The sequence below is a fragment of the Pseudomonas hygromyciniae genome (genome assembly GCF_016925675.1).
Lineage (GTDB): Bacteria > Pseudomonadota > Gammaproteobacteria > Pseudomonadales > Pseudomonadaceae > Aquipseudomonas > Aquipseudomonas hygromyciniae.
Genome location: NZ_CP070506.1, coordinates 4556371 through 4570773, shown reverse-complemented (window position 1 = coordinate 4570773; position 14403 = coordinate 4556371). Strand labels below are relative to the sequence as shown.

The window sequence follows — 14403 nt, the reverse complement described above, 5'->3', positions numbered from 1 at the left end:
GCGCGTGCCTCAGTCGCTGGGCAATCCGCGTGCGTCCAGGTAGCCGGCCAGGCGCACATGCAGTTGTTGCAGGTGCGGCAGGCTCAGGCGATGGCGCAAGGCCGCCTGGCAGGCATGGCCGAGCAGATAGTGGATTTCGGTGCGTCGCCCGTTGGCCACATCCTGGTACATCGACGAAAAGTTGGCCGCCGTCGCCTGGATGACCCGCTCCACTTCGGTCTGCAGGTCCTGTGCCGCTGCCGGCTGGCCGCAGTGCTCCAGCAGCTCGGCGAGTTCGGCGCACAGGGTCGCTACTTCGCATTGGTGTTCCTGCAGCCCGCCATTGCGGCATTGATAGAGCACGGTCAGAGGATTGATCGCACAGTTGAGTGCCAGTTTTCGCCAGAGGCGCGTGAGGATATTGGTGCTCCACTGGTGGGGAATGCCGGCGGCGTGCAAGTCGTCCAGCCACAACGGCGCCGTGGGATGGGTCGCGTCACCCAGCCAGGTAAAGCCATCGCCAGCGAATACCACGCTGCCATCGCTCTGGCGAAACGCACCCTCGGTGCTGGAGGCGAAGATACAGCGGGCCAGGGGCACTTGCGCGGCAACCGCATCCTGGCTGCCTAGGCCATTCTGCAGCAGGATCACTTCGGCATTGGGTGTCAGGCGTCGGGTCAGTTGTGCGACCGCGCCGGGTGCGTCGTAGGCTTTGCACGCGACCAGCAGGCGATCAATCGGCTCGGGACTGTCGGATGTTTGTGCAATAACCGGGTACGACTGGGCCTGCCCCTGCTCGATCAGGGTCAGCCCGGGCGTTGCCCGATAGCTGGCCAGGCGTGCCTGATCGCGCAGGATCAGCGTGACAGGCAGGCCTGCGCGGGCCAAGCGTGTAGCCCATAAGGTACCGAGACTGCCGGCGCCGAGGACATGCCAGGTGGTGGACATCAATTTTGCTCCATAAGCCGCTGGGTGAGCCAAGCAGCTCAGAGTAAAGAGTCGTTATAATGCCCCGGCATTTTACCCGCAAGCCAGGCGCGCTCCATCTCTACTGAGCCGCGCCCCTTTTTTATTGGAGAAACTACATGCCGTCGTTCGACGTGGTATCTGAACTGGACAAGCACGAAGTCACCAACGCCGTCGAGAACGCCGTCAAGGAGCTGGACCGTCGTTATGACTTGAAAGGCAAGGGCAGCTTTGAGTTCAAGGAAAAGGAACTGACGGTCAACCTGACCGCTGAAGCCGATTTCCAGCTGGAAGCGATGATCGAGATCCTCAAGCTGGCCCTGGTCAAGCGCAAGATCGATGTGCAGTGCCTTGAAGTCAAGGATGCCTATGCGTCGGGCAAGTTGATGAAGCAGGAAGCCGTGCTCAAGGAAGGTATCGACAAGGAGCTGGCGAAGAAAATCGTCGCTCACGTCAAGGACGCCAAGCTCAAGGTCCAGGCGGCGATCCAGGGCGAGCAGGTGCGTATCACCGGTAAGAAGCGCGACGACTTGCAGGATGCGATTGCCGCCCTGCGCGCCAAGACCTTCGATATGCCGCTGCAGTTCAATAACTTCCGCGACTAATCGCGTTTTGGGGAACCCAGTGGGCTTTTCGACGTCCCACGCCCCAGAACCTGCAGAAACGATTGAGCCCTTCGGGGCTCAATTGCTGTGGCGACCTTTATAGGCACTAAACAGGAGAATCTAGATGGACTTGAACGCTGAAGTGGATCAATTGATCAAGGCTTCCCAAGCCTGGGTCCCGATGATCATGGAATACGGCAGCCGGGTATTGCTGGCGGTATTGACCCTGGCCATTGGCTGGTGGCTGATCAACAAGCTGACCCACAAGGTAGGGCGCCTGCTGGCCCTGCGCAATGCCGACCTGGCGTTGCAAGGCTTTGTGACCAGCCTTGCGAACATCGTGCTCAAGGTGATGCTGATCGTCAGCGTGGCCTCGATGATCGGCGTTGAAACCACTTCGTTTGTTGCCGCGATCGGTGCCGCGACCCTGGCCATTGGCTTGGCGTTGCAAGGCAGCCTGGCCAACTTTGCCGGTGGCGTGCTGATCCTGCTGTTCCGTCCGTTCCGTATCGGTGACTGGATCGAAGCCCAGGGCACGGCGGGTACCGTCGATAGCATCCAGATCTTCCACACGGTGATCCGTACTGGTGACAACAAGACGGTCATCGTGCCTAACGGCATCTTGTCCAACGGCATCATCACCAACACCAATCGCCAACCGACCCGCAAGGTGGTGTTTGACGTGGGTGTCGACTACGAAGCCGACCTGCAGAAAGCCCGCGCAGTGTTGCTGGAACTGGCCAAGGACCCACGGGTTCTGGCGGACCCTGAGCCGGTCGCAGTGGTTTCGACCCTGGGCGACAGTTCGATTACCGTTTCCCTGCGGGTATGGACCAAGACGGCGGATTATTGGGATGTGATGTTCATGTTCAATGAACTGGCGCGGGACCGTTTGAAAGCGGCCGGAATTGATATTCCATTCCCGCAGCGTGTTATTCGCGTGATGCAAGAAGCGCCTGCCAAGTAATATCAGGTGCAGGGATCCAACTTGGCTAAATGGTCAGGTTTTATCTCAATAATAAACTCGATAGTTAGCTTGCTAGTTATCCGGGTCATAGAAATAAAAGTTGTCTAGTCCTGAAATAGGTTTACACCTGTTTCAGTCTCAAAACGCCCGATGCACCGCATCGGGCGTTTTGTATTTCAGGGACAGGTGTGGCCGTTCCCCGTTGTAGATCAGCACCGATTCATCCACCATTTTCACTGCTTCCGCCAGGTTTTTAGGGGCGGCACAGCAAAAGCTCGGTCTTCAAGATCCCGTTTATCCTTTCTGCCAGAGCATTCTGGTAGCAGTCATATCCGTCGGTCATTGAGCATCTAACGTTATGGCTAGCGTGCAAGCGCTGGTAAAGCTCGGAGCAGTATTGGGCTCCACGGTCTGAGTGATGGATCAGTGGCAGCTTGCTTCGACGTTTGCTAATTGCTTTTTCCATCGCTTTGATCACCGACTCGGTATGCAAGCTCTCATGCACATGATGGCCTACGATCTTGCGCGAGTAAGCGTCTGTCACGAGGCTCACGTAGGCGACGCTTTCCTGTGTCGGAAGGTAGGTTATATCTGCGACCCAGACATGCTCGGGCCTGCTGGCAACGATTTGTCCTGGACCCTCTTTGAGCAAATTCGGATGGCGGCGAAAGCGGTGATGGCTGTCCGTCGTTTTGTGGTAAGCCCGTTTGCGCACCACCAGTTCTCGAGCGTTGCGCAAGATGCTAAACAGGCGGTCTCTACCGACCCGCACTGGCGCGCCAACTTCGACGCTCATCAGGTAATGCAGCTTGCGCGTGCCTATCCTGGGCTGGCGGCGGCGCTTTTCAAGAACAAAGTCCATGACCTCTTGATCTTGACGAGTCCTTGCGTCAAAAGCTCGATTACGTTGGTAATACGCTTGGCGCGAAATGCCCATGAACAGGCAAGCCCTGGTGATGCTCAGGTCTTGGATTTGCCCTTGCGAGAGGACTTGCCGAGTCGCTTTTTTTACGACGCAAACACCGTAGTCATTCTTCAGAACATTCACGACGGCTTCGAAGAATTGCGCCTTCTGATTGCTTAGCGCCAGCTGTTCTTCGAGCTCTTTGATCCGCTGCTCGGGTGTCAGCGGGAGGGTTTGCTCGGTCATGGACCTGCTCCTCGGCTCTCGAATTGAGGCGCCTTGGCTCCAGTCCTGCCGGCCATGCTTGCGTAGCCAGACCAGTACCGTGGACCGGCCCTGAATGCCGTAGCGCCGTTGAGCCTCTTTATAACTCAACTCGCCCTTTTCGACCTGGTCTACGACCGATAATTTAAAGGCTAGCGTGTAGTCACGCTGGCTCCGCCTTTTGCCCGAATCCATTGGTTCCTCCTGAAGATAGGTCAGAAGGTGTAAACCTTATTCAGGACGGGACAAGTGTAATAAAAAAGCCGCTCACTGGTTAAAAGTGAGCGGCTTTTTCATTAAGGGCCGAAGCCCTCGAGCATCTTTGCTTACAAGATGTTCAGCGGGTATTGCGCGATCAGACGCAGTTCGTCGATAGACGCCGAACCGTAGTAAACACCATCAGACGAACGATAAGTCGCTTGGCGAATACGCAGGCTCAGATCTTTGGCTGGGCCGCTCTGGATCACGTACTTGGCTTCAAGGTCGCGTTCCCACTCTTTGCCGTTCGAGGTCGAGGCGGTGTTGGCGCCGCTACCGGTGACGTACGCAGCCAGGAAGCTCAGGCCAGGTACACCAAAGGTGGCCATGTCGAGGTCATAACGGGCTTTGAAGGATTTCTCGCCTTCGGCGTTGAAGTCGGAACGAGCCACGGAGTTGGCCAGGAACACTGTACCGCCGCCATCGATGCCGTAGCCGTAATCGCCGTCACCGGTAACCTTCTGTGCTGCCAGGGTGAAGGTGTGTGCACCGATGGTGTAGGCACCCTGCAAGCTGAATGCACGGTTGTCGAGTTTGGTAACGTCGTCTTTGGCGGCGCGTTGCAGGCCGGCACCTTCGCTCTTGGTATCGTAGATGTTGAAGTCTACGGCCACCGACTGGTCATCGCTCAGGGCGTGGGTCCAGTTGACGTTGGCGTAGTATTTGCGCCAGTAGTCTTCGACTTTCGAGTAGTAGAGGCTGGTGGTGAATTCAGGCGTCCAACCGTAGGTGCCGCCTACGAAATTGGCTTGCTTGATGCCTCGGGAGGTTTCAGGGAAGTCGAGGATACTGTCCTTGAAGGTTTGCGCCTGGGCAACGCTGGAAGTGAAGTGACCGGCTTCCAGCTTGAGGTCCTTGATCTCGTTGCTGACGATCGAGATACCTTGTGGCAGCTCTGGCAGCAAGCGACTGTCGTCGGATGCGAATACCGGTGCGGTGGTGTACTGGTCGCCGACTTTCAGCACGGTATTGGAGAGGCGGAACTTGATGGCGCCGCCGCCCTTGGAGTATTCATCCTCTGAGCGGCCATCCGAACCTTCCGGGAACAGGCCAGTGCCATTACGGCCTCTGCCGCTGTCCAGTTTCACGCCCAGCAGGCCGATAACGTCAACGCCTACACCGATGGTGCCTTGGGTGAAGCCCGACTGGTACAAACCGTTGAAGCCCAGGCCGGATTCCCGACTGTAGCTTGCCCCCGATTTGTTGTTGCGGTTATCCCGGCTGAAGTACAAGGCGCGGGTATTGATGCTGAAGGTGCTGTCTTCGACAAAACCTTTGGCATCATCTTGGGCGGACGCCATTGCGAACTGTGAGGTGCCTGCTGAAACAGCGAGGGCGATCATGCTCCACTTCATCACGCGCATCGTGATTTGCTCCTTTGGTTTTAGGAAGAGTACTGCCGTCCCACCTGTATTTTTGTCTGGGCGGCTCTTTCTTTTTTGTGACAGCGCAAACTTATAGCACGCTGGCAATAATTGGCGATACTTGCACATCTGTCCTTTCAGCTTCTTTACGAGGCTGTCGTAAATTGCTAGATCCATGTCGCAAATCTACAGTCTGTTTGTAGCCAGACTGACAACTTCAATACTGTTTTTAATACCCTGGGCAGAGGTCAAAAGTACCCTGTCAAAAGTTTAAAACTTCCTGTTTGTGTATTGACTCACTGTTTTTTTATCGTGAAACACCGCCTTCCTGGGAGGTGCCGTTGTCGACGATGTGGGAGTGAATGCAACAAGCGTGCTCAAACTGCCAGGCAGATGTCATTTTTTCGTGAAAAATGTGGTGAGTCTGTGAAAAGCGCCTGGGCACGGGGCTTTCGCGTGGTTTTTTTTGGAATTCAAGGCGTCGGTTGTGCGGGATTTCGAACGGGTAGAAATAAGTTTCTGTAGGAAATGTTACCGGTCCACCCTGTGCAGTGAGTAATCGGCGGATAGGTCCTGCCCGATGTGGGGCATAAAAGACTCATTTTGGTGCGTTGGTGCCCGGCCGGCAGATTCCCCGTGGTGAGGCGCCGATTGCCCCGTGAAGCAGTCGTCATTCGCAGGTATGCTGGGCGCCTGAAACTGACTAGCCGAACGGAGTGCCTGTGGTGTTCGCCTTGGATCCACGTCTGCAAAACGACACCTTGCCCATCGGGGATTTCCCCCTGTGCCGGCTGCTGCTGTCCAACGACTCTAACTACCTCTGGCTTATCCTGGTGCCGCGCATTGCCGGTATCAGCGAAGTGTTCCAGCTTGATGCTGGCGACCAGTCCCGGTTGTGGCACGAAACCACGATATTGGCGCAGCTGCTCAATGAAGGGTTCAGCGCCGACAAAATGAACATCGGTGCCCTGGGCAACGTGGTCAACCAACTGCATGTGCACGTGATTGTGCGCAAGCGCGACGATGCGGCCTGGCCTGCACCGGTCTGGGGCAGGCACCCGGCGGTGCCTTATACCGACGATCAGGTGGCGGTCATTCGAGCCCGCCTGCGGGAGTTGCTGCCGCCCGAATTCACTTTTGCCCAGGACTGAACCATGGACCTGCAAGACCGTGTGATGGACCTTGAGAGCCGCCTGGCTTTCCAAGACGACACCATCGAGACATTGAATGACATCCTGGTTGCCCAGCAGCGGGCGGTAGAACGCCTGCAATTGCAGATGACTGCCCTGCTCAAGCGGCAGGAAGAAATGGGCGGGCAGTTCGAATCCTCCGAGGAGGAAGCGCCACCGCCTCATTATTGAGGGCAGGGGAAAACTTGCGGCCATAAAAAACCGCGATGCAGTTTCAGCTGCATCGCGGTTTTTTTTCGGGTCTGGTCTGAAATCAGCGACGCGGCAGGGCGGCGATCACGTCTTCAGCTTGCAGGCCTTTGTCTCGGTTCATGACGGAAAACTCCACGCGCTGGCCTTCCACCAGAACACGATGGCCTTCGCCGCGGATGGCCCGGAAGTGGACGAAGATATCGTCGCCCGAGTCCCGGGAAATAAAACCGAAGCCTTTGGAAGTGTTGAACCACTTGACGGTCCCGGTATCCCGGTTGGTCATGTCGTAGTTTTGCGAGGTGGCAGGGGCAGATGAGCGGTAGAAGCTGATGGCCAGGTGAAGAACGATAGCGACCACAGCGATGGCCAGGCTGAGCAGGATGGCTGGATGGCCGCCGACTTCAGGCATGGGGGCCAGGAGGGTGAGGGTTTGTACGACGACAGTCAGTACCAGCAAAGCGCTGACCAGGTTTTGCAGTTGATGGCGTGTGCCTTTGTTCCAGTAGGGAATCACTGGCGCTAGCGTCAGGTTGAGAAGGCCGAACAGAGCCAGGTACAGCGCGTCGTGTTGTTGCAGGTACGGCAGGCTTTCTGGTTGCAGGCTCGGGATAAAGGACAGCAGCAAAGCTGCAGCGCCCGTTAGCAGGTGGACGATTTTCAACATTTTGATTAACTCACGTTAAGACGGATCACGAGGAAGAGCTGACTGGCACGGTTCGCTTCTGAACAATGGGAGGCGTTGGGCACGTGCGCGGTTATCAGCCTATGCCGCTTGCCGCAGGAAATAGCGGTGGCGACACGCTGCCTATTTAACAGCAAAGGCTGTGCCTTCTCAAATCAAGCGTTTCAAGGCGTTGCGAAGATCATGGCATTTGTGCGGCAAACCCCTGTTCTAGAGAGGTTCGGGGGTTTTCTGGCCGCGCCAGGCCTTGCCGGTTTTGGTCGTGGGCGCTGCAAAAGGGCGATTTGCCGCAGGCCTCCTGCGGCGCTAGGGCTGCGCAAGGCGAGCACTCTTGCTAGAGTGGGTTAGCACCTGATCAATGAATTTTCATTAATTGAAGGGAATAAACATGGCAATCGATATCGGTATCAGTGAAGAAGATCGTAAATCCATTGTTGACGGGCTTTCGCGGCTGCTTTCAGATACCTATGTACTTTATTTGAAAACCCATAACTTTCATTGGAACGTCACGGGCCCGCAATTTCGTACATTGCACTTGATGTTTGAAGAGCAATACACCGAGCTGGCGCTGGCCGTTGATTCGATCGCCGAACGTATTCGTGCCCTGGGCTTTCCTGCGCCGGGTGCTTACTCCATTTATGCCCGCCTGTCCTCGATCAAGGAAGAAGAAGGCGTACCCAGCGCTGAAAACATGATCAAGCAACTTGTCGATGGCCAGGAAGCGGTTACCCGTACGGCCCGCGGGATTTTCCCGTTGCTTGACAAGGTCAGCGACGAGCCGACCGCGGACTTGCTGACCCAGCGCATGCAGATTCACGAAAAAACCGCCTGGATGTTGCGCTCACTGCTCGAAGGCAAGTAAGCCCCCGCTGTCCAGTGGCGCCTGGCACGCGCCGCTGGTGTTACCTGATTGCTTCCTGACACATGTGTTGGCTTGTCCTACGAACAGCGACTCTCCGTCTTCTGGCTGCACTTGCCTGCTTGATGTTTTATAGGCTCAACGGCTAATAACAGCCGCGTATTCAAGAGCCGTTTGGCAAGGGAGTGTCAAGTGTATGTCGCGTAGTGTGGGTAAAGGGGGGCTGGAAACTTCTGGCGTCTACAAGATAAAGATCGATCCCTTCGTCAAAGGGTTCGATATGGCGCTGGCACGGCCGTTATCGCGTTCTGTCCGGTTGAATGGTTTTTCCACATGCCTGCGGCTTGAAGAGGTCTATTGGAATATTCTTGGCGAAATAGCCAGGATCAATACCTGTTCGGTCAGTGCGTTGCTGTCTTACGTGGATCGCGAGGTGCACTTGCGTTATGGCGGGGTCAAGAATTTCAGCGGTCTGGTCAGGGTGGTGTGTGTGGTCCATGCGTTGAAAGGGCAGGTATCCACCGCAGATCAGGCTGGGGTTATGTAGACGGGTTACCCTGTATCAGAAGGGGCAGGGGTGTTTCTATATGACGCGCTGTACGTTGCTACGGCTGCACAGCCTCGATTTAACGGATATAATCTCGCCCTTTGCTGCGCATACCGGCTGGTACGGGGCGTGGCGCAGCAGTGACGTGATCGCCGAGATATTCCATGCCCATGTACGATTACCAATGCGCTTCCTGTGGTCACCAGCTGGAAGCCATTCAAAAGATCAGCGACGCGCCGTTGGTCGATTGCCCTGCTTGCCAGGCGCCCGAGTTGAAAAAGATGTTGTCCATGCCGGGCTTTCGCCTGAGCGGTAGCGGCTGGTACGAAACCGACTTCAAGACCGGCGCCAAGAAGAATCTGGCAGGCGGCGACAAAGCAGACTGAGTTGAACTCTACGCGCGAGCTCCTGCATTATCCGTGACCTGACTCAACAGGTGCGGTGTCCGAGCAGGAACTCCACCGAATTTCGAATTACGAGAAGTGAAACCACTACCATGATGCGCAGCCACTATTGCGGCCAACTGAACGAGACCCTGGAAGGTCAGGAAATCACCCTTTGCGGATGGGTTCACCGTCGCCGAGACCATGGCGGGGTGATTTTCCTCGATATCCGTGATCGTGACGGTCTGGCCCAGGTGGTATTCGACCCGGATCGCGCCGAGAGCTTCGCCGCCGCTGACCGCGTGCGCAGCGAGTACGTCGTGAAAATCACCGGTAAGGTTCGCCTGCGTCCGGCCGGTGCCACCAACGCCAATATGGCGTCGGGCATGATCGAAGTCCTGGGTTACGAGCTGGAAGTGCTGAACGAATCGGAAACCCCGCCGTTCCCACTCAACGAGTTCTCCGACGTTGGCGAAGAAACCCGCCTGCGTTATCGCTTCCTCGATCTGCGTCGCCCGGAAATGGCCGAGAAGCTGCGCCTGCGTTCGCGCATGACCACCAGCATCCGTCGCTTCCTCGACGAGAACGGCTTCCTCGACGTCGAGACGCCGATTCTGACCCGTGCTACCCCAGAAGGCGCACGTGACTACCTGGTGCCAAGCCGTACCCACGCCGGTAGCTTCTTCGCCCTGCCGCAATCACCGCAGTTGTTCAAGCAACTGCTGATGGTCGCTGGCTTCGACCGTTACTACCAGATCGCCAAGTGCTTCCGTGACGAAGACCTGCGCGCCGATCGCCAGCCTGAATTCACCCAGATCGACATCGAGACCAGCTTCCTCGATGAAAAAGAGATCATGGGCCTGACCGAAGAAATGATCCGCAACCTGTTCAAGGAAGTGCTGGGTCTGGAATTCGGCGAGTTCCCGCACATGACCTTCGAAGAGGCCATGCGCCGCTACGGTTCCGACAAGCCAGACCTGCGTAACCCGCTGGAACTGGTCGACGTTGCCGATCAGCTCAAGGAAGTGGACTTCAAGGTGTTCAGCGGCCCGGCCAACGACCCGAAATGCCGCATTGCCGCACTGCGTGTACCAGGCGGCGCGAGCATGCCGCGCAAGCAGATCGACGACTACACCAAGTTCGTCGGCATCTACGGCGCCAAGGGCCTGGCTTACATCAAGGTCAACGAGCGTGCCAAAGGTGTTGAAGGCCTGCAGTCGCCAATCGTCAAGAATATCCCGGAAGACAAGCTCAATGTGATCCTCGATCGCGTGGGTGCAGTTGATGGCGATATCGTGTTCTTCGGCGCCGACAAGGCCAAGATCGTCAGCGAGGCCCTGGGCGCGCTGCGGATCAAGCTGGGTCACGACCTCGACCTGCTGACCTGCAAGTGGGCCCCGATGTGGGTCGTCGACTTCCCGATGTTCGAAGAAAACGACGACGGCAGCTTCAGCGCCCTGCACCACCCGTTCACCGCGCCCAAGTGCACGCCGCAAGAGCTGGAAGCCAACCCGGCTGGCGCTCTGTCCCGCGCCTACGACATGGTGCTCAACGGCACTGAGCTGGGTGGCGGTTCGATCCGTATCCACCGCAAAGAGATGCAGCAATCGGTCTTCCGCCTGCTGGGCATCAACGAAGCGGAGCAGGAAGAAAAATTCGGCTTCCTGCTCGACGCCCTGAAATACGGCGCTCCACCCCACGGTGGCCTGGCCTTCGGCCTTGACCGTCTGGTGATGCTGATGACCGGTGCCCAGTCGATCCGTGAAGTGATTGCCTTCCCGAAAACCCAGAGTGCTGCGGACGTAATGACCCAGGCTCCAGGTGTGGTGGATGCCAAGGCACTGCGCGAGCTGCACATCCGTCTGCGCGAGGCGCCGAAGGCTGAGTAAGGCTGCGGCGTGAAAGCGCGATAAGGTTGTACGCAGTCAAAAAGGCGCATCTTCGGATGCGCCTTTGTGTTTAAACGAGGGAAATCCTGCCTGGGGTGGGATTGAAAGGTTTCTATAAGAATTTCGGAGTTGTGTTATGGCTGGCCATTCCAAGTGGGCGAACATCAAGCACCGCAAAGAGCGTCAGGATGCCAAGAAAGGCAAGATCTTCACCAAGTGGATTCGCGAGCTGACCGTCGCTGCCCGCCAGGGCGGCGGTGATCCAGGCTCCAACCCACGCCTGCGCCTGGCGCTGGACAAGGCCCTGGGCGCCAACATGAGCCGCGACATCATCGATCGCGCCGTGGCCCGTGGTGCCGGTGCGGCGGACACCGACGATATGGTCGAGCTGACCTATGAAGGTTACGGCCCGGGTGGCGTCGCGGTGATGGTCGAGTGCATGACCGACAACCGCAACCGCACTGCAGCTGCCGTACGCCATGCGTTCAGCAAGTGTGGCGGCAACCTGGGTACGGATGGCTCGGTAGCCTACCTGTTCGAGCGCAAGGGGCAGATTACCTTCGCGCCGGGTACGGATGAGGATGCGCTGATGGAAGCCGCGATGGAGGCGGATGCCGACGACGTGGTGACCAACGAAGACGGCTCCATCGACGTGTTTACCTCGTTTGCCGGCTTCTACGCGGTGCGTAACGCCTTGGAAGCTGCTGGCTTCAAAGGCACCGACGCGGAAATCGTCATGCTGCCGACCACCAGCGCCGAGCTGGACCTGGACGGCGCACAGAAAGTGCTGAAGATGCTGGATATGCTGGAAGACCTGGATGACGTGCAGAACGTCTACTCCAACGCCGACATCCCAGAAGACGTGGCCGCACAGCTAGTCTGAAGGCTGGTGTAGACCAAAATGTGGGAGCGGGCTTGCTCGCGAAAGCGGTCTGTCAGTCAGTACATGCGTGACTGAAGTACCGCTTTCGCGAGCAAGCCCGCTCCCACATGGGATCTTCTCTGTATCAAAAAATGTGTTCACCCAACCTGCAGGCGTTATGACTTTAATCCTAGGTATCGACCCCGGTTCGCGCATCACTGGCTTTGGCGTGGTGCAGCAGACTCCGCGTGGCTGCATCTACGTGGCGTCGGGGTGTATCCGTACCGGCGCCGGGGAGCTGGCCGAGCGTTTGCAGATTGTCTATCGCGGCGTGCGGGAAGTGATCCAGACCTATGGGCCGGTGACCATGGGCATTGAAAAGGTGTTCATGGCCAAAAACGCCGACTCGGCCCTGAAGCTGGGTCAGGCCCGTGGCGCAGCCATTGTTGCCGGGGCGGAGGAGGGTATGGAAATAGCTGAATACACCGCGACCCAGGTCAAGCAGGCCGTGGTCGGTACCGGTGCGGCCAATAAAGAGCAGGTGCAGATGATGGTCATGCACATGCTCAAGCTCACGTCAAAACCACAGATCGACGCCTCTGACGCGCTGGCCATCGCCATTTGCCATGCCCACACCCGTTCCAGTCTGCTGCCCCACGGCCTCGGTACGGCACGCAGTCGTGGCGGGCGCCTGCGTCTCTGATAGCATCAGCGCAATCGTTATGGTCAGCCCCCGATCTGACCTCAAGTTTTAAGGATCTGAACCGTGATTGGACGCTTGCGCGGCACCCTGGCTGAGAAACAGCCGCCGCACCTGATTCTGGATGTAAACGGGTTGGGGTATGAGCTGGAAGTGCCCATGACCACCCTGTATCGCCTACCGTCGGTCGGTGAACCGATAACCTTGCACACCCACCTGGTGGTGCGCGAAGACGCGCAACTACTCTATGGTTTCATCGGCAAGCGCGACCGGGACTTCTTCCGTGAACTGATCCGCCTTAATGGCGTAGGCCCGAAACTGGCCCTGGCATTGATGTCGAGCCTGGAAGTGGACGAACTGGTACGTGCCGTTTCGGCCCAGGACACCTCGGCGCTGACCAAGGTGCCGGGTGTCGGCAAGAAAACCGCCGAACGTCTGCTGGTAGAGCTCAAGGACCGCTTCAAGGCCTGGGAAGTGGTGCCAAGCATGTTTGCCCTGGTACCCAACCAGCCGGATCTGCCGGCGGCCCAGGTTGCCAGTGCCGAAAGCGACGCCGTCAATGCGCTGATTTCCCTGGGTTACAAGCCCCAGGAAGCCAGCAAGGCGGTGTCGGCCATCAAGGACAAGAACCTGAGCGCTGAAGACATGATCCGCCGAGCCCTGAAGGGAATGATTTAAGTGATTGAAGCTGATCGTCTGATTGCGGCCACCGGCCCTCGTGACCGTGAAGAGGTCCAGGATCGGGCCATTCGCCCCCTGAGCCTTGCCGACTACATCGGCCAACCCACCGTGCGCGAGCAGATGGAGTTGTTCATCCAGGCGGCGCGCGGGCGTGCCGAGTCCCTGGACCACACGTTGATTTTCGGCCCACCAGGTCTGGGCAAGACCACCCTGGCCAATATCATCGCCCAGGAAATGGGGGTGTCGATCAAGAGCACCTCCGGCCCGGTGTTGGAGCGCCCGGGCGACCTGGCCGCGCTGTTGACCAACCTTGAGCCCCATGACGTGCTGTTCATCGACGAAATCCACCGGTTGTCGCCCATCGTCGAAGAGGTGCTGTACCCGGCTATGGAAGACTTCCAGCTGGATATCATGATTGGCGAAGGGCCGGCTGCGCGATCGATCAAGCTCGACCTGCCGCCGTTCACCCTGGTCGGCGCCACCACCCGTGCGGGGATGCTCACCAACCCGTTGCGAGACCGTTTCGGCATTGTTCAACGTCTAGAGTTCTATAGCACTGCTGACCTGGCGACGATTGTCAGTCGTTCGGCGGGGATTCTCGGCTTGCCGCTCGACCCGGAAGGCGCCTTCGAGATTGCCCGGCGCGCCCGTGGCACGCCGCGGATCGCCAACCGCTTGCTGCGCCGGGTGCGGGACTTTGCCGAAGTGCGGGCCAAGGGGCATATCACCAAGGCCGTGGCCGACCTGGCGTTGAACCTGCTGGACGTCGATGAGCATGGTTTCGATCATCAGGATCGGCGTCTGCTGTTGACCATGATCGAGAAATTCGATGGTGGACCGGTGGGCGTGGACAGCCTGGCCGCTGCCATCAGTGAGGAGCGTCATACCATCGAGGATGTTCTGGAGCCCTACCTGATTCAACAGGGTTACATCATGCGTACGCCGAGGGGGCGTGTGGTCACGCGCCATGCGTATTTGCACTTTGGGTTAAACATTCCGTCACGATTGGGGGAGATGCCTGTGGTAGACGAATTCCTTGATGCAGTGGACGATTAAAAAGGCATGGCGAGTCGATTTATTCGACGTTTGTGCTGTCCTAGTGGCTGGCGTC

At 57.8% G+C, this 14403-nt stretch carries 16 protein-coding genes; 12 read left to right on the top strand and 4 right to left on the bottom strand.

The features are described from left to right. Positions 1 to 9: 9 nt before the first annotated feature. A complete protein-coding gene (locus tag JTY93_RS20455; protein ID WP_205480823.1) occupies positions 10 to 927 on the bottom strand; it encodes a putative 2-dehydropantoate 2-reductase in 918 nt (305 codons plus the stop codon). 137 nt (positions 928 to 1064) lie between these two features. Between JTY93_RS20455 and JTY93_RS20450 the strand changes: the two genes are divergently transcribed. Both JTY93_RS20450 and JTY93_RS20445 read left to right on the top strand, forming a co-directional pair. Next, complete coding sequence (locus JTY93_RS20450) at positions 1065 to 1550, top strand: YajQ family cyclic di-GMP-binding protein (protein ID WP_057440144.1); 486 nt, start codon at positions 1065 to 1067, stop codon at positions 1548 to 1550. A 124-nt stretch (positions 1551 to 1674) separates the two neighbouring features. After that, positions 1675 to 2517 carry a mechanosensitive ion channel family protein gene (locus tag JTY93_RS20445; RefSeq protein ID WP_169993685.1) on the top strand — a complete coding sequence of 281 codons (843 nt, stop codon included), beginning with the start codon at positions 1675 to 1677 and terminating at the stop codon, positions 2515 to 2517. Between the two features lie 138 nt (positions 2518 to 2655). Here JTY93_RS20445 and JTY93_RS20440 read toward each other — a convergent pair. Together JTY93_RS20440 and JTY93_RS20435 are read right to left on the bottom strand one after the other, a co-directional pair. Next, positions 2656 to 3880, bottom strand: a protein-coding gene (locus JTY93_RS20440; protein WP_205518905.1) for an IS3 family transposase whose coding sequence is annotated in 2 segments (ribosomal slippage) — positions 2656 to 2781 and positions 2783 to 3880 — 1224 coding nt in all. Because the reading frame shifts where the segments join, the coding sequence is not laid out codon by codon here. A gap of 131 nt (positions 3881 to 4011) precedes the next feature. Beyond that, positions 4012 to 5307 (bottom strand): OprD family porin, encoded by a 1296-nt coding sequence (locus tag JTY93_RS20435; RefSeq protein WP_205477497.1) that lies wholly within the window; start codon positions 5305 to 5307, stop codon positions 4012 to 4014. A 725-nt stretch (positions 5308 to 6032) separates the two neighbouring features. On the opposite strand from JTY93_RS20435, the gene JTY93_RS20430 reads away from it, so the two are divergent. Both JTY93_RS20430 and JTY93_RS20425 read left to right on the top strand, forming a co-directional pair. Next, a complete protein-coding gene (locus JTY93_RS20430; protein WP_205477496.1) occupies positions 6033 to 6458 on the top strand; it encodes an HIT domain-containing protein in 426 nt (141 codons plus the stop codon). A 3-nt stretch (positions 6459 to 6461) separates the two neighbouring features. Next, positions 6462 to 6668 carry a SlyX family protein gene (locus JTY93_RS20425; RefSeq protein WP_057441383.1) on the top strand — a complete coding sequence of 69 codons (207 nt, stop codon included), beginning with the start codon at positions 6462 to 6464 and terminating at the stop codon, positions 6666 to 6668. A gap of 82 nt (positions 6669 to 6750) precedes the next feature. On the opposite strand, the gene JTY93_RS29640 is transcribed toward JTY93_RS20425, so the two are convergent. Next, positions 6751 to 7353, bottom strand: coding sequence for a cold-shock protein (locus JTY93_RS29640; RefSeq protein ID WP_029300321.1), 603 nt, complete (start codon positions 7351 to 7353; stop codon positions 6751 to 6753). Between the two features lie 406 nt (positions 7354 to 7759). On the opposite strand from JTY93_RS29640, the gene JTY93_RS20415 reads away from it, so the two are divergent. The 8 genes from JTY93_RS20415 (at position 7760) to ruvB (ending at position 14348) form a co-directional block, all read left to right on the top strand. Beyond that, positions 7760 to 8233 (top strand): Dps family protein, encoded by a 474-nt coding sequence (locus tag JTY93_RS20415; RefSeq protein ID WP_205477495.1) that lies wholly within the window; start codon positions 7760 to 7762, stop codon positions 8231 to 8233. 193 nt (positions 8234 to 8426) lie between these two features. Continuing rightward, on the top strand, positions 8427 to 8777 hold the full coding sequence (locus JTY93_RS20410; protein ID WP_169993677.1) for a ribbon-helix-helix domain-containing protein: 351 nt from the start codon (positions 8427 to 8429) through the stop codon (positions 8775 to 8777). A gap of 164 nt (positions 8778 to 8941) precedes the next feature. Beyond that, positions 8942 to 9163 (top strand): FmdB family zinc ribbon protein, encoded by a 222-nt coding sequence (locus tag JTY93_RS20405; RefSeq protein WP_057441377.1) that lies wholly within the window; start codon positions 8942 to 8944, stop codon positions 9161 to 9163. A 110-nt stretch (positions 9164 to 9273) separates the two neighbouring features. Beyond that, the gene (gene aspS, locus JTY93_RS20400) at positions 9274 to 11049 is read left to right on the top strand and encodes an aspartate--tRNA ligase (RefSeq protein ID WP_057960524.1); all 1776 of its coding nucleotides are present in this window, start codon (positions 9274 to 9276) and stop codon (positions 11047 to 11049) included. A gap of 136 nt (positions 11050 to 11185) precedes the next feature. Beyond that, positions 11186 to 11932, top strand: a complete 747-nt coding sequence (locus JTY93_RS20395) for a YebC/PmpR family DNA-binding transcriptional regulator (protein WP_038442836.1) — start codon at positions 11186 to 11188, stop codon at positions 11930 to 11932. A 157-nt stretch (positions 11933 to 12089) separates the two neighbouring features. Further along, a complete protein-coding gene (ruvC, locus tag JTY93_RS20390; protein WP_005790910.1) occupies positions 12090 to 12614 on the top strand; it encodes a crossover junction endodeoxyribonuclease RuvC in 525 nt (174 codons plus the stop codon). A gap of 63 nt (positions 12615 to 12677) precedes the next feature. Continuing rightward, positions 12678 to 13289 (top strand): Holliday junction branch migration protein RuvA, encoded by a 612-nt coding sequence (gene ruvA / locus JTY93_RS20385; RefSeq protein ID WP_029300310.1) that lies wholly within the window; start codon positions 12678 to 12680, stop codon positions 13287 to 13289. Beyond that, positions 13290 to 14348 (top strand): Holliday junction branch migration DNA helicase RuvB, encoded by a 1059-nt coding sequence (ruvB, locus tag JTY93_RS20380; RefSeq protein ID WP_029300308.1) that lies wholly within the window; start codon positions 13290 to 13292, stop codon positions 14346 to 14348. The last annotated feature ends 55 nt before the right edge of the window (positions 14349 to 14403 follow it).